This window comes from Rhizobium sp. CC-YZS058, from assembly GCF_034720595.1.
In the GTDB taxonomy this organism is placed as follows: Bacteria; Pseudomonadota; Alphaproteobacteria; order Rhizobiales; family Rhizobiaceae; genus Ferranicluibacter.
In genome coordinates, this window is sequence record NZ_JAYESJ010000001.1 from 3,084,886 (window position 1) to 3,105,133 (window position 20,248).

At 64.7% G+C, this 20,248-nt stretch carries 14 protein-coding genes and 1 tRNA gene; 7 read left to right on the forward strand and 8 right to left on the reverse strand.

Features of this window, described 5'->3' with window-relative positions; all coding sequences use genetic code 11:
- Positions 1–390: a response regulator gene (locus tag U8330_RS14775; RefSeq protein WP_323106020.1), complete on the forward strand. Its 390-nt coding sequence runs from the start codon at positions 1–3 to the stop codon at positions 388–390.
- A gap of 33 nt (positions 391–423) precedes the next feature.
- Here the strand turns inward: U8330_RS14775 and rirA are convergent, their stop codons facing one another.
- Both rirA and U8330_RS14785 read right to left on the reverse strand, forming a co-directional pair.
- Positions 424–903, reverse strand: coding sequence for an iron-responsive transcriptional regulator RirA (rirA, locus tag U8330_RS14780; RefSeq protein ID WP_323106021.1), 480 nt, complete (start codon positions 901–903; stop codon positions 424–426).
- Between the two features lie 236 nt (positions 904–1,139).
- Entirely contained in the window at positions 1,140–2,636 is a 1,497-nt protein-coding gene (locus U8330_RS14785) for a CoA-acylating methylmalonate-semialdehyde dehydrogenase (RefSeq protein ID WP_323106022.1), read from the reverse strand.
- A gap of 113 nt (positions 2,637–2,749) precedes the next feature.
- Here U8330_RS14785 and U8330_RS14790 point away from each other — a divergent pair, with 113 nt between their 5' ends.
- A complete protein-coding gene (locus U8330_RS14790) occupies positions 2,750–3,631 on the forward strand; it encodes a LysR family transcriptional regulator (RefSeq protein ID WP_323106023.1) in 882 nt (293 codons plus the stop codon).
- Between the two features lie 51 nt (positions 3,632–3,682).
- Here the strand turns inward: U8330_RS14790 and U8330_RS14795 are convergent.
- Both U8330_RS14795 and U8330_RS14800 read right to left on the reverse strand, forming a co-directional pair.
- Positions 3,683–3,759: transfer RNA gene (locus U8330_RS14795), tRNA-His, on the reverse strand.
- A gap of 263 nt (positions 3,760–4,022) precedes the next feature.
- Complete coding sequence (locus U8330_RS14800) at positions 4,023–4,460, reverse strand: phasin (protein WP_323106024.1); 438 nt, start codon at positions 4,458–4,460, stop codon at positions 4,023–4,025.
- A 337-nt stretch (positions 4,461–4,797) separates the two neighbouring features.
- Here U8330_RS14800 and U8330_RS14805 point away from each other — a divergent pair, with 337 nt between their 5' ends.
- Positions 4,798–8,865: an ATP-binding protein gene (locus U8330_RS14805; protein ID WP_323106025.1), complete on the forward strand. Its 4,068-nt coding sequence runs from the start codon at positions 4,798–4,800 to the stop codon at positions 8,863–8,865.
- A 272-nt stretch (positions 8,866–9,137) separates the two neighbouring features.
- Here the strand turns inward: U8330_RS14805 and U8330_RS14810 are convergent, their stop codons facing one another.
- Positions 9,138–11,090 (reverse strand): acetoacetate--CoA ligase, encoded by a 1,953-nt coding sequence (locus tag U8330_RS14810; protein ID WP_323106026.1) that lies wholly within the window; start codon positions 11,088–11,090, stop codon positions 9,138–9,140.
- Between the two features lie 273 nt (positions 11,091–11,363).
- Here U8330_RS14810 and U8330_RS14815 point away from each other — a divergent pair, with 273 nt between their 5' ends.
- The 4 genes from U8330_RS14815 (at position 11,364) to U8330_RS14830 (ending at position 15,437) form a co-directional block, all read left to right on the forward strand.
- Positions 11,364–12,434: a polyamine ABC transporter substrate-binding protein gene (locus U8330_RS14815; RefSeq protein WP_323107305.1), complete on the forward strand. Its 1,071-nt coding sequence runs from the start codon at positions 11,364–11,366 to the stop codon at positions 12,432–12,434.
- A gap of 125 nt (positions 12,435–12,559) precedes the next feature.
- Positions 12,560–13,705 carry an ABC transporter ATP-binding protein gene (locus tag U8330_RS14820; protein WP_323106027.1) on the forward strand — a complete coding sequence of 382 codons (1,146 nt, stop codon included), beginning with the start codon at positions 12,560–12,562 and terminating at the stop codon, positions 13,703–13,705.
- A gap of 5 nt (positions 13,706–13,710) precedes the next feature.
- Positions 13,711–14,622 (forward strand): ABC transporter permease subunit, encoded by a 912-nt coding sequence (locus tag U8330_RS14825; protein ID WP_323106028.1) that lies wholly within the window; start codon positions 13,711–13,713, stop codon positions 14,620–14,622.
- The gene (locus U8330_RS14830; protein WP_323106029.1) at positions 14,622–15,437 is read left to right on the forward strand and encodes an ABC transporter permease; all 816 of its coding nucleotides are present in this window, start codon (positions 14,622–14,624) and stop codon (positions 15,435–15,437) included. Before U8330_RS14825 ends, U8330_RS14830 begins: the two co-directional genes overlap by 1 nt.
- A gap of 73 nt (positions 15,438–15,510) precedes the next feature.
- Here U8330_RS14830 and U8330_RS14835 read toward each other — a convergent pair whose 3' ends face one another.
- From U8330_RS14835 to U8330_RS14845, 3 genes are all read right to left on the reverse strand, one after another.
- Entirely contained in the window at positions 15,511–18,036 is a 2,526-nt protein-coding gene (locus U8330_RS14835) for a methyl-accepting chemotaxis protein (protein ID WP_323107306.1), read from the reverse strand.
- Between the two features lie 590 nt (positions 18,037–18,626).
- The gene (locus tag U8330_RS14840; RefSeq protein ID WP_323106030.1) at positions 18,627–18,776 is read right to left on the reverse strand and encodes a hypothetical protein; all 150 of its coding nucleotides are present in this window, start codon (positions 18,774–18,776) and stop codon (positions 18,627–18,629) included.
- A 175-nt stretch (positions 18,777–18,951) separates the two neighbouring features.
- Positions 18,952–20,136, reverse strand: coding sequence for an NAD(P)/FAD-dependent oxidoreductase (locus tag U8330_RS14845; RefSeq protein WP_323106031.1), 1,185 nt, complete (start codon positions 20,134–20,136; stop codon positions 18,952–18,954).
- Between the last annotated feature and the right edge of the window lie 112 nt (positions 20,137–20,248).

The window sequence follows — 20,248 nt, forward strand, 5'->3', positions numbered from 1 at the left end:
ATGAGCCAGACCGTTCACATTCTTCTCGTTGACGACGATCCGGCCGAGCAGGTTCTTCTGGCCAGGCAATTGCGCAAGGTGCAGAATTTCGCCATCGCGCTGTCCTATTGCGAAACGGTCGATGCGGCGCTGTCGCTGATTGCGTCCGGTGCCCCGGTCTCCATGGTGCTGATGGACAACCGCCTGCAGCACGAGGTGGATTTTCGCAAGAGCGTACCGCTGATCCGCCAGGCCGGGTTCATCGGCCCGATCGGCGTCATCTCGTCGTCGCTGGCCGACCCCTATTTCCAGACCTTCGAGGACTACGGGGCGGATTTCCGCCTCGACAAGGCGGAACTGGACCCAACCGCGATCGAGTTTCTGCTGCGTGAGTATCTTTCTGCCGCCTGACCGGGCGACAGGCCGGATCGGGCTCCGAAGCGATCAGGCGGCCGACTGCGGCTGCACGCGCGGCGCAGGGCGCGGAAGATCGTCGAGGCCGAGCAGGAAGTTGATCTGCGGCCGGGCCTTGACGAGATCGTCGATCGAATATTGGGCGAGCACGTCGAAGAAGGCATTGAGCGCCTTGCGCAGCGCGGCGTTGAGGCCGCAGCTGTCGACCAGCGGACAGTCGATCTCGCCCGCCTCGAAACATTCGGCCATGGCAAAACTGTCTTCCGTCACCTTGACGATGTCGAAGAGGGAAATATCGGTCGCCGGCTTCGGCAGGCGGACGCCGCCATTGCGGCCGCGCACGGTTTCCACCAAACCGGCCTTGGTGAGCGGCTGCAGGATCTTGAAGAGAAACAGTTCGGAAACGCCGTAGGCCTTGGCGATTTCCGGAATGCGGCTGAGGCGCCCGTCATTGGCCGCGCAATACATCAGCATGCGAACGGCGTAATTTGTCTGCTTGGTCAGGCGCATTGCGAACTCCGCGGGTCATGACGGGGAGGATCCCGTTCCGCTGATGCCGCCGGGAAACGCCCGGTCGAAATCGCGATCAGGCACCAGATATAGGACGCATTGCAGTTTGGAACAATTCCAAAAACCGCATCCTTCCTCGAAAGGTCAAGAAAAGCGCGGCGCCGCGCGCACGGTCGGACCAGCAAAAAGGGGCCCCGCTGCCGGAGCCCCTTCCCCACACCGTTCAAGGATGCGGGTTACTTCATCGTCGGCATGACAAATTCGGCGCCCGACTTGATGCCGGAGGGCCAGCGGCTGGTCACCGTCTTCGTGCGGGTCCAGAACTTGATCGAGTCGGTGCCGTGCTGGTTGAGATCGCCGAAGGAGGAGGACTTCCAGCCGCCGAAGGAGTGATAGGCGAGCGGAACCGGGATCGGCACGTTGACGCCGACCATGCCGATATTGATCCGGGAGGCGAAGTCGCGCGCCGCATCGCCATCGCGGGTATAGATCGCGACACCATTGCCATATTCATGCTTCATCGGCAGGTCCAGGGCCTCTTCATAGGTCTTGGCGCGCACGACGGAGAGAACCGGCCCGAAGATCTCGGTCTTGTAGATGTCCATGTCCGGCGTGACATGATCGAACAGGCAGCCGCCGACGAAATAGCCGTTCTCATAGCCCTGGAGAGAGAAGTTGCGGCCGTCCACGACAAGCTTCGCACCGTCCTCGACGCCCTTGTCGATCAGGCCGAGAATCCGGTCACGCGCTTCCTTGGTCACGACCGGGCCCATATCGGCCTTTTCGTCCGTATAGGGGCCGATGCGCAGGCTCTCGACCATCGGCGTCAGCTTGTCGATCAGCCGGTTGGCGGTCTCCTCGCCGACCGGCACGGCCACCGAGATCGCCATGCAGCGCTCGCCGGCGGAGCCGTAGCCCGCGCCCATCAGCGCATTGGCAGCCTGGTCGAGATCGGCATCCGGCATGATGATCATGTGGTTCTTCGCGCCGCCGAAGCACTGGGCGCGCTTGCCGTTCATCGCCGCCGTTCCATAGACATAGCGCGCGATCGGCGTGGAGCCGACGAAGGAGACGGCGGAAATATCGGGATGGGTGAGGATCGCATCGACCGCGCCCTTGTCGCCGTTGACGACATTGAGAATGCCCGCCGGCAGGCCGGCCTCGATCATCAGCTCCGCGAGCCGGATCGGCACGGAGGGGTCACGCTCGGACGGCTTGAGGATGAAGGCATTGCCGCAGGCGATCGCCGGGGCGAACATCCACATCGGGATCATGGCCGGGAAATTGAACGGCGTAATGCCGGCGCCGATGCCGACCGGCTGGCGGATCGAATACATATCGATGTTCGGACCCGCGCCTTCGGTGAACTCGCTCTTGGAGAGGTGCGGGATGCCGATGACGAATTCGCAGACCTCGAGGCCGCGGACGATATCGCCCTTGGCGTCCTCGATCGTCTTGCCGTGCTCGCGCGACAAGAGCTCGGCCAGGCTGTCCATGTTCTCGTTCAGAAGCTGAACGAACTTCATGAAGACACGGGCGCGGCGCTGCGGATTGGTGGCCGCCCATTTCGGCTGCGCGGCCTTGGCATTCTCCACGGCGGCGGCGAGTTCCGCATCGCTCGCCAGCGCCACCGTGCCCTGCACCTCGCCCGTGGCGGGATTGAAGAAATTGGCCGTGCGGCCGCTGGTGCCGGCAACGCGCTGGCCGCCGATGAAATGTCCGACCTCGATCATGTGATCCTCCCGATTGATTATGGAGCAAAGATCGCACTACAATTCTCACAAAGCAACGCGCGAAATTCAGCAACCGTTGTGCAGAAATTGAAGTCGGGGGAAGGCGGCAACCGATGAACTGGGACGATGTGCGCGTGTTTCTTGCCGTAGCGCGAGCCGGCCAGATCCTGTCCGCCTCGAAGCGGCTCGGCATCAACCATGCCACGCTGAGCCGCCGGGTGACGGCGCTCGAGGAGGCGCTCGGCACGCTCTTGCTGGTGCGCCGCACCAATGGCTGCGACCTGACGGCGGAGGGCGAAATCTTCCTGCATGCGGCCGAGCGCATGGAGGCGGAGATGATGGCGGCACAGGGCGCGCTTGGCCTGGTCGATGGCGCGGTGTCCGGCACGGTGCGCATCGGTGCGCCGGATGGCTTCGGCGTTTCCTTCCTTGCCCCGCGGCTCGGCGCGCTGACAGCCCGCTTCCCGGCGCTGCGTATCCAGTTGGTGCCGGTGCCGCGCTCCTTCTCCCTGTCGCAGCGCGAAGCGGATATCGCCATCACGCTCGAGCGCCCCGATCAGGGCCGCCTCGTCTCGGCCAAGCTGACGGATTATACGCTCGGCCTCTATGCCTCGGCCGGCTATCTCGCCGCCCACGGTGCGCCGGCAACGATCGAGGCGCTGAAGGCGCATCGGCGGATCGGCTATGTCGAGGACCTGCTGTTTACCGCCTCGCTCGATTTCACCGGCGAGGTGATGCGCAATTGGGATGCCGCCTTCGAGATCTCCAGCGCCACCGGCCAGACGGAGGCCGTGCGCTCCGGCGCCGGAATCGGCATTCTGCACAATTACATCGCCCGGCTGGACCCGACGCTGATCCGCATTCTGCCGGACACCACGATCCGCCGCGCCTACTGGACCACCTACCACGAATCCGCCCGCAACCTCCCCCGCGTGCGAACGGTGGTGTCGTTTCTGCAGGCGCTGGTTTCGGAGGAACAGGGCGTGTTCGTGTGAGCGTGCGAAAGAGCGCAGACAGCCCGACGATCAATTAGAAGAAGAGTGGAATGGTACGGTTGGGGGGTCTCGAACCTCCGACCTCAGGTGCCACAAACCTGCGCTCTAACCAACTGAGCTACAACCGCACGAAGACCAGCGCTGCGCTTTATCCGGCGCGGCGGTCTTGGCGGGTGAAATACGGGGAGAGAGCGGATTTGGCAAGCCCGAACTTCAGCGCGCGTGCCAAAAATCTTGCAAAGCCTCGGATGCAGCGAAACGCCCAAAGGCCGGATGCAGGGCATCCGGCCTTTGGGAAATGGACGTCCGGGCAATTGCGACAGGCACGGGCAGGACCTCTGCTTGGCCATCGGCGCGAGACGACCTCGGCGCATGTGCCGTCGTGCGGCAATCAGGCCGGCTTGAAGCTGGCCATCGCCTTCTGCGCGGCATCCTTGCTCGGCTGGGCAACGCTTTCGGCCACCTTGCGGGTGGTTTCCTGCATGGCGCGGGCCTGCTCCAGGGCCAGCTCTGCCTGCTTGCGCACGAAGGCGGTCTGCAGTTCGAACAGTTCGGAGAGCGACTTGGCGCTCAGCAGGGCTTCCATGTGGGAGAGCGAGCTGTCGGCATTGGCGCGCAGCGCCTCGATGGCCTTGAGGCCGAGTTCGACCGTGCCGCTCTGAGCGCTTTCGACCGTGGCTTCCACGGTCTTGGCGGCGTCTTCGGCGGCGGTCTTCATCTTGGCATAGGCATCGCGCGACTGGGCGGCGCCCTTCTCGGCGAAATCACGGAAGCTCTCGGTGAGCTTGTTGGGGTCGAAGCTGGAAATCGAAAACATGTCCTGGGCCATTGGCTCTACCCATCTCTTGCCCGATCGGCGCGATCAGGTCGGTTGCGCGTGATGTCAGGCCATTCGACAGTGACGGCTTTCCATGAACACGCGCTGCGTGGATGGTCTTTGCGCCGCAGCCCAGCCTGCGTAAGCGATGACATAGCACGACTTATGCTGCAGTGCAACACGATTTCGCGCCGCACCATGTGTCAATCCCGAACATTAACCCTGCCCAGCGAAACAGGGCGTGCGGCGATGGGAAAATGGGCGGCCTGCTGGACCCTTGACCGGGGCGAAGCTATTAATAGAGCGTTAATGCGGTTGAGCCCCGCCGATTGCTGAAGCCGGAATCCTCATGCCCGTCACGTCCTACCCCTTTATCGATATCGCCGTTCACGAACGGGTGCGCGCGCATTTTGCGCAAGGGGATGCCGTCTGCCTGTTTGCGCCGGATCTGTCCTCGGTGCTCTGGTCGAATGGCGAGGGCGCGGCGCTGTTCGGCGAGGCCTTCATCTACGACTTTCTCGATGCAGGCCCGGCCACGGGCGATGTCGCCTTCCGGCAGCTGCAGGCCGCAGCCCGTGCGCTGACCTCCGTCGGCGAGATCCGCCGCTTCACCATACGCATTCCGCAGGGCTTCCGCAGCCTGACGGTCGGCGCCTCGGTGGAGCGCATCGCGCTTCGCCCGGGCGAGCAGGCCGTGCTCTTCGCCACCCCGCGGCCTGGTGGGCCGCTCAGCCCTTCGCAGGCGGCGGCGCGAATGATTTCCGGCTTCGACGATCCCGATACGCACATGGCGGTGCTGGATGGCGAAGGGGCGATCGTTGCCGCCTCGCCGGGCTTTTCGGCTCTTGCCATGCAGCCTCGGACGCTTGCTCATCTGGTTGCCGCCGTCGGGCGCGACAGCGACTGGCTGCTGAAACGGCCGGTGCCGACCGGCCGTGGCACCCTGCCTGCCGCGATCGGCAAATTGTCCGATACGCCGGCCCTGCATCTTCTCTTCGCCGTGGAAACCATTCTCGGCCATCTCGATGCCTCGCCCGATTTCGACGAGGCCCCGCCGGCTTCGCCGCCGGTTCGCGGGGACGCGCCGGCTGCCGAGGCCTCAACGCCTGCGCCTGTCGCGGCCCCGACCAGCACCGAAGTCGCCGCGCCGCTTCTCGACGATGCGCATGACCTCTCCGCCGAGGAGCAGGCCCCGTTCGAGTGGGAGGCCCCGGCCCCGGCCGAGGACGAGGCCGCAGTCGAGATTCCGAGTGAGGCCCGCATCGACCCCGATCACGGCGCGGACACCGCGGACGACGTGTCGCCGGATGCACCGCACACCGCAGACCGTGAAGCAGCGGACGCCCCAGAACAGACCGATCAGTCCGAGCCCGCGCCATCCCTGCCGGAAACCATGGCAGAGGAGACACGTGCGGACCTTGAGGACAGGCCAGCCGACGACGTCGCAGCGGAGGAGCAGAGCGAGGAACCCGCGATCGAAGCGGTCCCCAAAGGGACTGCCCCCTCTTCCGAGCCGCTGCAGGACGAGACCGCAGGTCTCCCTGCGCCGCGCTTCGTCTTCGACCGGGCGATGCGCGCGGTGCGCTTTGTCTGGAAGATCGGCGCGGACGGCCGTTTCAGCGAAATTTCTCCGGATTTCGCGCTCGCCGTCGGTCCGCGGGCGGCCGATGTGATCGGCCAGACGTTCGAGGAACTGGCAAGCCGGCTCGGGCTCGATCCGGACGAGACGATTTCCACGCTCCTGCGCCGGCGCGACACATGGTCGGGCAAGACCGTGCTCTGGCCGGTCGAGGGCGAGGCGCTGCGCGTCCCTGTGGATTTGGCGGCGCTGCCCACCTATTCCCGCAACCGCGATTTCGACGGGTTCCGCGGCTTTGGTATCGTGCGCATGTCGGACGTGGTGACGACGCAGACGGTGGTCATCGACGACGCACCTGCTGCAGCAGACGCGACGGCGGCGGCGCCGCAGGCCACGATGGATCAAGAGGAGGCTGCGGCCGAAACGCCTTCCACATTGCAAGTGGAGGCTGCTGCCGAAGCCCCCGTTGTGCAGGATGTGCCGACCGCAGGGGACCCGCGCGACACACCGGCGCCGGCGGCTGGCCCCGATGGCGATGAGGACGATCCGTTCCATGGCGAGCGCCCGGCGCTCAAGCTTGTGGAAACGCCGAACCGGCGCTCGACCGACAAAATCGTGTCCATCGAGGCACACCGCGCGGGAACGCCGGAAACGCTGAGCCGCGCCGAACAGGCGGCCTTCCGCGAGATTGCCCGCCAGCTCGGCACGACCTTCGGCAAGCGGACGACGCCGCCTGCCGAACCCGATGTGCCCGAAGCGCCAGCATCCCCGTCGCTTCCCGAAGCCGATATGTCCCCCCTTCAAACCGCTGCGGCGGGCGAGGAGGCGCAGTCCCCGCTCGCGACGGAGGCTGGGCAATCGCCGCATGAGGCGCCGGACGCAGCTGAGCAGGCAGCAGAACAGACGGCGGGTGTGGTGCCGGGCGACCCGCAGCCCGACGCCCCTGCCGCAGAGACAGCTCCGCAGTCCGACGACCGCCCGGATGCGGTGGAGTTTGATGAGGGTTCCAGTCCGACGGCCGAAGCCGAACTGCCGGCGCTGGACGACGCGCCAGGCGACACGCTTCACGACGAGATGGCGAACGATTCCGACCCGAACCCCGCGGCCGAGTCCGACGACGCCAGCACTGACGAGGACGATCAGCGCGGCGGAACGGAGGCAGAGGCCGAGCCGGCCGTCGAGGACGAGCCGGCCGTCGGGGGCGAGCCGGCCGTCGGGGGCGAGCGTGAAGCGGCAGTCGAGACGGCCCGCGAGGAGGCCTCGCTGAATGTCGCGACGCTGAACCGCATGCCGATGGCCATGCTCGTCCATAGTGGCGACGAGCTCTACCACGCCAATCCGGAATTCCTGAAGCTGACCGGCTATGCGACGCTCGAGGAGCTGCGCGTCGAGGGCGGGCTGGATGCGCTGTTCGTCGGCGACGATGAGGGCATGCTGGATACGCCGGACGGCGCGGTGATGATGATCCGCAATGACGGACGGCTGCTGCCCGTCTATGCGCGGCTGCAATCGATCCGCTTCGAGGATCGTGGCGCCGCGCTGATGATGTCGCTGGCAACCGTCGCGCCGGAACCGCCCACCCCTGCCCCGCCGCCCGTGACCCTGTCGCTCGTCCCTCCGGCGCCGCCGCCGGTGGCGACGGAGGTGTCGGATGCCGAGGTTTCGCAGACCTCCGATCTTCAGGGAGCGCTCGAGACCGCCGAAGCACGCGCTGCAGCGCTCGGCATGGAGGCCGAAGAGCTGCGCTCGATCCTGGAAACGGCGACCGACGGCGTGGTAGTGATCGGCGCGGACGGCGAAATTCGCTCGCTGAACCGTTCGGCCAGCGCCCTGTTCAACTATGACGATGCGGAAGTGCGGGCAAAACCCTTTGCCATGCTCTTTGCCCATGAGAGCCAGCGGGCGGTGATGGATTATCTTGCCGGCCTCTCCGGCCATGGCGTGGCAAGCGTGCTCAATGACGGGCGCGAGGTGATCGGCCGCGAGGCGGGCGGCGGCTTCATTCCGCTGTTCATGACCATGGGCCGTCTCTCCTCCTCCAACGGCTACTGCGCCGTGATCCGCGACATCACCCAGTGGAAGCGCTCGGAAGAGGAATTGCGCGCCGCCAAGCGGGCTGCCGAAACGGCCAACGCGCACAAGACCGAATTCCTGGCCCGCGTCAGCCACGAGATCCGCACGCCGCTGAACGCCATCATCGGCTTCTCCGACATGATGGCGAGCGAGCATTTCGGCCCGATCGGCAATGCGCGCTATGTGGAATATGCCGGAGACATCGGCCGGTCCGGCCGGCATGTGCTCGACATCGTCAACGACCTCCTCGACATTTCCAAGATCGAGGCCGGCGAGATGGAGCTCGATTTCGCCGAGGTCGATATCAACGAAGCGGTGTCGGAGGCCGTGGCGCTGGTGCAGCCGCAGGCGAATATGCAGCGGGTGATCATTCGCACCTCGCTGCCCGGCACGGTTCCGGCTGTCGTGGCGGATCAGCGCTCGATCAAGCAGATCGCGCTCAACATCCTCTCAAACGCCATTCGCTTCACGCCGTCGGGCGGACAGATCGTCGTGTCGACCGCCTATGAGCCGAATGGCAGCGTGATCCTGCGCATCCGCGACACCGGCATCGGCATGACCCGCAGCGAGCTCGACCAGGCCATGAAGCCCTTCCGCCAGGTGACCACCGGTGCGCGCAAGCGCGGCGACGGCACGGGCCTCGGGCTGCCGCTGACCAAGGCGATGACCGAGGCGAACCGCGCCACCTTCTCCATCCACTCGGCGCCGAACGAAGGCACGCTCGTCGAAGTCGCCTTCCCCTCGCAGCGGGTGCTGGCCGACTGAGCCTGCGCCGCCAGGCGGGCAAGGCCGGGACACTTGACACCCAACAAAAAGAGGCGGCCCGAAGGCCGCCTCGTCAAGGTGATGCTGACGTTCCTGTCCATTCCGACTTCATGTCCCAGGGCCCGAGGCAAGAGACCACCCGGGCCGGCAATGGGCCCGTCATGGCCCCGCGTCTGAGCCGACATTGCGACGGCAAACCCTAACGCTTCTTCAACATCCGATCCCGAGATTCGAGGAGGCGGCGGAAGACCGGCGCAGAAAGAGCGGGGCAGCTAGCGTGACAAGGCGTCCAGCTTCTCGAAGAGCGCCAGCGCCTCCGGGTTGGCGAGCGCCTCCTTGTTCTTGACCGGGCGGCCGTGGACGACCTCGCGCACCGCCAGTTCGACGATCTTTCCGGATTTGGTACGCGGAATATCGGCGACGGCGACGATGCGGGCCGGCACATGGCGCGGCGATGCGCCGCTGCGGATGCGGGTGCGGATCGCCTTTTCCAGATCGTCGGTGAGGGTGACGCCAGGCGCGAGCCGGACGAAGAGCACGACGCGCACGTCATCCTCCCAGTCCTGGCCGATGCACAGCGCCTCGGCGACCTCCTCCATCTGCTCCACCTGATTGTAGATCTCGGCCGTGCCGATCCGCACGCCGCCGGGATTGAGCGTTGCATCCGAGCGACCGTGAATGATGAGGCCGCCATGCGCCGTCCATTCGGCGAAGTCGCCGTGGCACCAGACATTGGCGAAGCGCTCGAAATAGGCGGCGCGGTATTTCGCCCCGTCCGGATCGTTAAAGAACATGACCGGCATGCTGGGAAAGGCCTTGGTGCAGACCAGCTCGCCCTTCTCGCCGCGCACCGGCCGGCCCTCCTCATCCCAGACATCGACGGCCAGACCGAGGCCGGGACCCTGGATCTCGCCGCGCCAGACGGGCTTCAGCGGATTGCCGAGCACGAAGCAGGAGACGATGTCGGTGCCGCCGGAAATGGAGGCAAGCTGCACATCCGGCTTGATACCCTCATAGACGAAAGAGAAACCTTCCGGCGAAAGCGGCGAGCCGGTGGAGGTGATCAGCCGCAGCGGCGCGAGATCATGGGTCTCGGCCGGCCGTAGACCGGCCTTGCGCACGGCGTCGATATATTTAGCCGAGGTGCCGAAGATCGAGAACCCCTCCTCCTGTGCGTAGTCGAAGAGGACCGCGCCGCTCGGGTGGAAGGGGGAGCCATCGTAGAGGCAGAGCGTTTCGCCGCTGGCGAGACCGGCGGCAAGCCAGTTCCACATCATCCAGCCGCAGGTGGTGAAGTAGAAGACCTTGTCGCCCTCCCGCGCGCCGCAGTGAAAGCGATGCTCCTTCATCAGCTGCAGGAGCGTGCCGCCTGCGCCATGCACGATGCATTTCGGCACGCCGGTCGTCCCGGAAGAGAAGAGGATGAAGACCGGGTGGGAAAAGGGCAGCGGCGTGAAGGCAATGGCGCGGGCGGCGAAGGGGGCGATCGCCTGCGCAAGCGTCCGCGCTCCCGGGATGCGGGCGGCCAAGCCTTCGGCATCGCCGCAATAGGGGACGATCATGACCGGCGCATCCAGACGCGCGGCCACGGCCACCACCTTGTCGGCCACATCCTGCCGCTTGCCATTGTACCAATAGCCGTCGCAGGCGACGAACAGCTTCGGCTCGATCTGGCCGAAGCGATCGACGATGCCCTGTTCGCCGAAATCCGGCGAGCAGGACGACCAGATGGCGCCGATCGAGGTTGCGGCGAGCATCAGGGCGATGGTTTCCGGCAGGTTCGGCATCATCGCCGCCACCCGGTCGCCGACCCCGATGCCGCTGGCAAGCATGGCCTGCTGCAGCTGCGAAACCAGCGCATGCAGCGCATCGAAGCTCATGCGGGCGCGCACCCTGTCCTCGCCCCGGAACACCAGGGCATCGCCCGGGCCGGTCTTGCGCAGAAGGTTTTCGGCGAAATTGAGCGTGGCGTCGGGGAAGAAGCGGGCCTCGGTCATGTGGCCCTCGTCCACCAGCGCCCGCTCGCCCTTCAACCCGATCACGCCGCAGACATCCCAGACGGCGCTCCAGAACGCGCCGCGCTCGGCGACCGACCAGGCGTGAAATGCATCCACCGTGTCAAAGCGCTGCCCAAAGCGTGTCGCACATGCCTCCATGAAGGCACGCATCGGCGTTTCGGCGGCAAAAGCAGCAGACGGCTCCCAGAGCGGCAGGGTTGATTCCATCAGCACCTCCACATGTTCCCTCATCGATCTATAACGCGGAAACGGGATCGTAAATGGATGAAAAGCCTGCCGTCGACGATCTCTGCGACGGGCGCAGAGGGCAGCCGCCATTCAGGCTTCTCCGGATGGTCGGCGAAGACTGACTTGAGATTGGCAAGAAAGCTGCATAGCTTCACCAAGACGTTGATTTGAACACAGGATCGCGTCGACGCATTTGAACGTCAAAAGGGGAATGGCATGCCGACGACGACATCGAGACTGACGACGGGACTGATGGCCGCGCTTGCGCTTTTCAGTTCGGCGGGCCTCGCGGCGGCGCAGGAGCGCGTCGTCAACGTCTACAACTGGTCCGATTATATCGACCAGAGCATCATCGAGGAGTTCACCAAGGAAACCGGGATCAAGGTCGTCTACGACGTCTATGATTCCAACGAGGTGCTGGAAACCAAGCTGCTTGCCGGCGGGTCCGGCTATGATGTCGTGGTGCCGACCGCCTCCTTCCTCCAACGGCAGATCGCCGCCGGCGTCTACCAGAAGCTCGACAAGTCCAAGCTGCCGAACCTCACCAATATGTGGGATGTGGTGACCAAGGGTGTCGCCACCTTCGATCCGGGCAATGAATACAGCGTCGACTATATGTGGGGCACGACGGGCCTCGGCTACAATGTCGACAAGCTGAAGGCCGCGCTCGGAACCGACCAGAAGCCGGGCTGGGATGTGCTCTTCGACCCTGCCAAAGCGGCCAAACTCAAGGATTGCGGCATCTACGTGCTCGACAGCCCGACCGACGTGATCCCCTCGGTGCTGGTCTATCTGGGTCTTGATCCGAACAGCACCAAGCCGGACGATCTCGCCAAGGCCGAAGAGACCCTGCTCGCCGTTCGCCCCTTCATCCGCAAGTTCCATTCCTCCGAATATATCAACGGCCTTGCCAACGGCGATATCTGCCTGGCGCTCGGCTATTCGGGCGACGTCTTCCAGGCGCGCGACCGTGCCGCCGAAGCAAAGGCCGGCGTGACCGTGGACTACTCGATCCCGCCGCAGGGCGCGCAGATCTTCTTCGACGTCATGGGCATCCCGGCCGACGCTCAGCATGTGGAAGAGGCGCATGAATTCATCAACTACATGATGAAGCCGGAGGTAGCGGCCAAGGCGTCCAACTTCGTCTACTACGCCAATGGCAACAAGGCCTCGCAGCAGTTCCTGAACAAGGACGTGATCGAAGACACGGCGATCTACCCGCCGGACGATGTCATGGCCAAGCTCTTCACCGTACCGCCGCTCGACCCCAAGGCGCAGCGCGTCGTCACGCGGCTGTGGACCAAGGTGACGACGGGACAGTAAGTCCGACCCCGCTCTTGCCCGGATCCATGATCCGGGCAATTTTCTATCGCGGCCGCCGGCAAGGCGGCCGCTCCCTCCGCCCGCCCACTCCGCCCGCCCCTTGCGGCCTCCTTCCAGGATCGATCATGAAGTCACTCGGCAGCATCCGGCGCTCCTTCGCTCCCTGGACGGATCCGGCCTCCACGCCTTTCATCTCCTTTCGCAACGTCACCAAGAAATTCGGCGATTTCGTCGCGGTCAACGATCTCTCGCTCGACATCTATCCGCGCGAGTTCTTCGCCCTGCTCGGTGCTTCGGGCTGCGGCAAGTCCACGCTGCTGCGCATGCTGGCCGGCTTTGAGCAGCCGACCTCCGGCGAGATCGTGCTCGACGGGCAGAACCTGGCCGGCACGCCGCCCTATCGCCGGCCGGTGAACATGATGTTCCAGTCCTATGCCCTGTTTCCCCATATGAGCGTCGAGGCCAACATCGCCTTCGGCCTGAAGCAGGACGGCATGGCGAAACCCGAGATTGCCGAGCGGGTCAAGCAGATGCTGAAGCTCGTCAAGCTCGAGCCTTTCGCCACCCGCAAGCCGCACCAGCTTTCGGGTGGCCAGCGCCAGCGCGTGGCGCTCGCCCGCTCGCTCGCCAAACGGCCGAAGGTGCTGCTGCTCGACGAGCCGCTCGGCGCGCTCGACAAGAAGCTGCGCGAGGAAACGCAGTTCGAACTGATGGACCTGCAACAGGAATTGGGTCTCACCTTCGTCGTCGTCACCCACGACCAGGAAGAGGCCATGACCATGGCCGACCGCATCGCCGTCATGGCGCATGGCAAGGTGGTGCAGGTGGCAACGCCTGCCGAGATCTACGAGGCGCCCAATTCCCGCTTCGTCGCCGATTTTATCGGCGATGTGAACATTTTCGACGGTACGGTCACCTCTGCGGACGGCACCAGCGTCCGCATCGACGCCGAGGCCGGGCTGGCGATCGAGACGCTGTCGCCCGAGCGGCCGCAGCCCGGCGCCAAAGCGGGCTTCGCCATCCGGCCGGAAAAAATCCGCGTCTCCAGCAAGCCGCCGGCAAGCGCGTCCGCCGTCAATGTGGCGGAAGGCGAGATCTGGGACATCGCCTATCTTGGCGACATGACCGTGTTCCATGTCAGGCTCGTGAGCGGCAAGGTGGTCAAGGCCTCGCTGCTCAATGCCGTGCGTGCGGTCGATGACCCGCTCGGCTACGAGCAGAAGGTGTGGATCTCCTTCGACCGGGATGCCGGCGTCGTCCTGAAGGATTGATCGCCATGAACCGGCTTGCCTCCGCCCTCTTCAACCGTCTCGTGATCATCATCCCCTATGGCTGGCTGTTGATCTTCTTCCTCATTCCCTTCTTCATCGTGTTGCGCATCTCGCTGTCCAGCACGGCGATCTCCATGCCGCCCTACGAGCCGGTCTTCTCGCTCGCCGACGGTCTTTCCGGCACGCTGGAGAAGCTCGGTCAGCTCTCCTTCGACAATTACGTCTGGCTGACGGAAGACGCGCTCTACACCAATGCCTATCTTTCCAGCCTCACCATCGCCTTCTTCTCGACGCTGCTGACGCTGCTGATCGCCTATCCGATCGCCTATGGCATGGCCAAGGCACCGACAGGCATCCGCCCGACCCTGCTCATGCTGGTGATCCTGCCCTTCTGGACGAGCTTCCTGATCCGCGTCTATGCCTGGATCGCCATCCTCAAGCCCGAAGGACTGCTCAACCAGCTCTTGCTGTCGCTCGGCCTCATCGATACGCCACTGGTCATCCTCAACACCAATACGGCGATCTATATCGGCATCGTCTATTCCTACCTGCCCTTCATGGTGCTGCCGCTCTATTCGGCACTGGAGAAGATGGACCATAGCCTGACGGAAGCCGCGCTCGATCTCGGCTGCACGCCGGTTTCCGCCTTCTGGCGCATCACCTTCCCGCTGTCGCTGCCGGGCGTCATTGCCGGCTGCCTGCTGGTCTTCATCCCCGCCGTCGGCGAATTCGTCATTCCCGACCTGCTCGGCGGTTCGGAAACGCTGATGATCGGCCGCACGCTCTGGAACGAGTTCAATTCCAATCGCGACTGGCCGGTCTCCTCGGCCGTTGCCGCCATCCTGCTGCTGATCCTGGTGGTGCCGATCATGATCTTCCAGCGCGCCCAGGCGCGGGCAGACGGGGAGGCACGCTGATGCCTCGCTGGTCCCGTTTCAACATCGCCTCGATCGTCGTCGGCTTCGCCTTCCTCTATCTGCCGATCGTGCTTCTGGTCATCTTCTCCTTCAACGAGTCGAAGCTCGTCACCGTCTGGGCGGGTTTCTCGACCAAATGGTACGGCGCCCTTCTCAACAATCAGGGCCTGCTCGATGCCGCCTGGGTGACGGCGCGCGTCGGCCTGCTCTCGGCCACGATCGCCACGGTGCTCGGCACGCTGGCAGCCCTTGCCATGACCCGCTACACCCGCTTTCGCGGCCGCATGCTGTTTTCCGGCATGATCTATGCGCCGCTGGTCATGCCCGAGGTGATCACCGGCCTTTCCATGCTGCTGCTTTTCGTGGCGCTCGGCTTCGACCGCGGATTCTGGACGCTGACCATCGCCCATATCACCTTCACCATGTGCTTCGTCGCCGTGGTGGTGCAGTCGCGCCTCGTCACCTTCGACCAGTCGATCGAGGAAGCGGCGATGGATCTCGGCGCGACGCCGGTGGCGACCTTCTTCCAGGTGACCCTGCCGGTCATTGCCCCCGCCGTCTTCTCGGGCTGGGTGCTGGCTTTCACGCTGTCGCTCGACGACCTCGTCATCTCCAGCTTTACCTCCGGGCCCGGCGCCACCACCCTGCCGATGAAGATCTACAGCCAGGTCCGCCTGGGCGTGACGCCGGAAATCAACGCCGTCTGCACGATCCTGATCGGCATCGTCGCCTTCGGCGTCCTCGTCGCCTCCATCATCTCCCGCCGCCGCGAAGCCCAGCGCCAGGCCGACGAAAGGGCCGCGTTTGGGGCGTGAGCTGGCCGATTCCTCCATACGGAAAATGCCGGCTTCCAGGCCGGCATTTTTTGTTTTCACGCTCTCGACTTCTCTACGCCGCCCGGCTGTAGCCGCTGCGTTCGGCTGGTTCCAGGCGGAACTGTTCGACCAGCATCATCAGCGTATCGGCCTGCTGGGCGAGGCTGCGGCTGGCGGCGGTGGCGTCGTCGACCATGCTGGCATTCTGCTGGGTCATCTGGTCCATCTGGTTGACCGAACCGTTGACCTCCAGAAGTGCGGCCGCCTGTTCGCGGCTGGCAGTGGCGATCATGTCGACATGGTGGCTGACGGCAACGATCTGCTGGCTGATGGAGGCGAGCACGGCGCCGGTCTCCTTGACGGCCTCGGAGCCGGAGGTGACCTCGAGCGTCGACTTGTTGATCAGCCCCTTGATCTCCTTGGCGGCGCCGGCCGAGCGTTGCGCAAGCTCCCGCACCTCCTGGGCGACGACGGCGAAGCCCTTGCCCGCCTCGCCCGCCCGCGCCGCTTCGATCCCGGCATTGAGTGCCAGAAGGTTGGTCTGGAAAGCGATATCGTCGATGACCTCGATGATCTGCTCGATCTGGCGCGAGGCGGCCTCGATCCGGCCCATGGCCGACATGGCGTTGGAAACGACGGCGGCGGAGCCATCGGCGCTCTTCTTGGTGGCCGTGACGGCGACATTGGCCTCGTGCGCCCGCTCGGCCGAGGCGCGAACCGTGGCCGTAATCTCGTCCACAGCCGCGGCGGTCTCTTCCAGCGAGGCGGCCTGGGCGACGGTGCGGTGCGAAAGCTGGTCGGCGGATCCGTTCATCGCATTGCCGCTGCTCTGGATCATCAGCGCATTGTTGCGGATCTGAAGCAGCGTATCCTGAAGGCGGATCAGCGAGCCGTTGAAGTCGACACGCAGCTGTTCGAGACGGCCGGTAAAGGGCGTTTCGATCTGCTCCGACAGATCGCCGCGGGCCAGGCGGCCGAGACCGGCGGCGAGCTGGCTGACGGCAAAGTCGATCTGGCTGTCGAGCGAGCGCTTTTCCGCATCGTTGCGGGCGCGATCGGCCTCCGCCTGCTGGCGCTGCTCCTCGCTCTCGGCCTCGATGCGCAGTTTCGACAAGGCATTCTCCTTGAAGATCCCGAGCGCGCGGGCCATGTCGCCGATTTCGTCGCGGCGCGCATCGCCGTCGATGCGCGTATCGAGCACGCCCTCGGCGAGCTTGCGCATGGATGCGGTGATCTGGCCGATCGGTCCTTTCAGCGTCAGCACCAGCGCGGCACCGGCCAGCATGGCGATGACGACGCCGGCGACGGTGGCGAAGACCGAGACCTGGTTGGCGCGGTCGCGCTCGATGGCGGCATTGGTCTTCTGCTCTTCGGCAAAGGAGACCAGCTGCTGCCAGATCTGGTTGATCTGCGCGCCGGCATCGGCGAACTGCTTCTCCCGCGCGCTGCTGACCTCGATCAGCGTGATGCTGTCGGCCTTCATCTGCTCGGCGACCGGGCGGATGCTGTCCGGCAGTTCGGCGAAGAAGGCGATATCGGGCGCCGTCTGCGCCAGACCGCTGACTTCCTGGTTGAAGACGTTGATTTCGCGGGCGAGACGCGCCTGGCCGGTCTGATCGGCATTGTCGAGGAAGCTGCCGGCCGCCAGGCGGATGGCATAGACGGCGCTCACGATCGAGCGGGTGCTGTCGAGCACCGCATTGGCCTTCACCAGCGGCTGGTCGAGCTTGCCGAAGGTTTCGGTCGCAGCCCGCATCTTGATGCCGGCGGCCGATTGAAGCTGAATGCTGGTCTGGCGGAAGCGGGCCAGAAGCTGGCCGATCGCCTTGGCATTGTCGTCGCTGAGATCGCCGTTGCCGGCGAGATCCTTGATGCCATCGACGGTTTTCTTGAAGGTATCGACGACGGCCTTCTGATTGTCGGGCAGGCTTCCGGCGACCTTGGCGATCAGCTTGTTCAGCGCCGGGATCTTCCCCTTGATCAGGGTGATCTTCGCCTGGGCATCCGGGGCCTTGGCAAAGTCCTGACTCAGCGCCGTCAGGGTTTCGCTGGACGAGGTCAGCCGCTCTGCCTCGCGCAGCAGAGACTTGGCGGCGCTCTCATCGTCGCGCACGCTGCGTTCAACGGCGGAGGCCTCGTTGACCAGCTTCATCTGCGTGGACAGAAGCAGACGCAGGCCCTTGTTGATCGAGCTGCGCAGCTGCACCTCGTTCTCATGCAGAGACCAGAGACCGGCCACGCTGTCGCCGATCTTCTCGGTGCCGGCAATGGCGTTTTCCAGCTCGCTGGCGCCCTCGGCATTTTCCATCTGCGCATGCGTGTCTTCAAGCACGGCCCGCTGGGCGGTAATGGTTTTCAGAACCGCTTCGCGGCTTTCCTCCGAGGTCTCGGCCAGGAACCGGTTCATGCCGTCATAGACATCGCGGAAGCCGGAGAGCGACTGCAGGACGCTGTTGGAAATCTCCATGCGCCCCTGGAGGAGACCCGAGGCATAAAGCCCGGTGATGCCGACCGCGCAGATGCTGACCACGAACGGAAAGATGAACAGAAGGACTTTCGTCTGAATCTTGAAGCGGGCGAGAATCTTGTCGATCAACATCGGGGAACCCTGGTTCACGCGCCCGCTCCGCCCCTCGCAAGCCCATCATTCATCGATGGTCCCCCGGCGCACGACGTTCAGGCAGCAAATCTGTCGATGAACATGCGGGGCGGCCGCAAACCTGTCACGCGATCATCGCAGACTGCGCATACCCTCCACGCACAGTCCGACAGGCTCCTCTCTGAAGAGAGTGTCCTACAACCTGTTAAGATGAGGTAAGCCACAACTCACTAATATTCCAGTTGTGGTTCGCGCGCGTGAAAGCCGACGATTTCACGCCGAGGACGTAGGACTTACGCGGCGGTGGCTGACATGGACGATGAAGACCGCACCGTCGAAGGACGCTGGGCATCACGGCGCAAAACCGCAACCGGAAGGCGGATGCGAGGTGGGCGGCCGGTCGTTTTTGAAAGAAAAGCCGTCGAGCGAGACTGTGCGCGGCCACTGAATGGCGGGCAGGCTCTGCCGGGAAACGAGCGCTCGCCAGCGGGCGAGCGGAGAAGAGACGTCAGCCAAGGGGAAAACGTTTCAGGCCCGCAATACGGGCGAAGCTTCAAGCAGCGCTCTACGAGGCGCTGCCGCGTGCACGATCAGCCGGCGGAAAGTGCCAGGAGAACGGCAACCGCCGTGAGGGCAAGAGCAAGCGTGGTCACACCGATCTTGACGAGATCGAGCGTGCGGTTCTCCTGCGTACGGGCGATGGCGATGGCGCGAGCTGTGCGGCGGCGATGCTGGTTCATGAGAACATGTCCTTTCATCCTCAGCGAAGAATAGACCCGGTCGCCCCGATCCGCCAGCTCCTTTTTGTCGCATCATGACGCGATGCGGAAAAAATGTGCTTCTGGCCGCGGTCTCCTGTCTCCCCGACAAGTAGGTTCCCCGACATTCGCTAACAAGGCGTGAAGCCTTTTCTTCTTATGCCGCCTGCCCTGCAGAAAAACCCGAGGACCATGCCCACTGGAAGTTATAGCCGCCGAGCCAGCCGGTGACATCGACGCATTCGCCGATGAAAAACAGGCCGGGGACGGCGCGTGCCATCATGGTCCGGCTGTCGAGGGCGCGGGTGTCCACCCCACCCAGCGTCACCTCCGCGGTCCGATACCCCTCCGACCCCGCCGGGCGGATCGGCCAAGCGGAAAGATCCGAGGCGAAGCCCTCGATCGCCTTGTCGGAGAGATCGGCAAGCGGACGCTCACCGAGGGGGCTCGTTCCGGCAAGGTGGTTCGCCAGGCGCTTCGGCAGAAAGTCGCCGAGAACGGTGCGCAGAACCTGACGCCCTTGTGTCTTGCGCGCCGACTTCAGGAGAGCGGCAAGGTCGCTCTGCGGCGTGAAGGCGATCTCGATTGCCTCTCCTTCCCGCCAGTAGGAGGAGATCTGCAGAATGGCCGGCCCGCTGAGACCGCGATGGGTAAAGAGCATCGCCTCCTCGAACCTCGCCTTTCCGGCCTTGGCGCGAACGGGAACGCCGACGCCGGCGAGCGGCGCGAGCGCCTCCTTCAAGGGGTCGGCCAGCGTCAGCGGAACCAGGCCGGGTCGGGTTTCGACCAGCTCGAGACCGAAACTCTCGGCAATGCGGTAGGCAAGACCCGTTGCCCCCATCTTCGGAATGGACTTGCCGCCGGTGGCGACGATCAGCGTCTCGGAGTGCATCGTGCCGGCGGAGCTCTCGATGCGGAAGCCGGAGAGATCCTTTTCGACTGTCTGGATCGCGGTTTCGAGCCGCAGCTCGGCGCCGGCCGCGCGCATCTCGCTCAGCAGCATGCGGATGATGTCCTTGGCACTCTCGTCGCAGAAGAGCTGACCGAGCGTCTTCTCATGCCAGGCGATCCGGTGCGTCTCGACCATCGCCAGAAAGTCGCGCGGCGTGTAGCGGGCCAGCGCGGACTTGGCAAAATGCGGATTGGCGGAGAGGAAATTCGCCGCTGTCGTTCCGAGATTGGTGAAGTTGCAGCGCCCACCGCCGGAGATGCGGATCTTCTCGCCCGGCGCCTTGGCATGATCGAGAACCAGAACGCGCCGGCCGCGGCGCGCCGCTTCGATTGCGGCCATCATGCCGGCGGCGCCCGCTCCCAGAATGATCACGTCGACAGTCTCTGCCACGCAAAGGGTCTCCTTACTGATGCCCCGTCTTCGGCAAGCGGGCCTAAGATGTCAATTCCTCGTCATCGCAGGGCCGGGAGAGGCAAGTTGGCGCTGGCCTCGGGCCGAACTC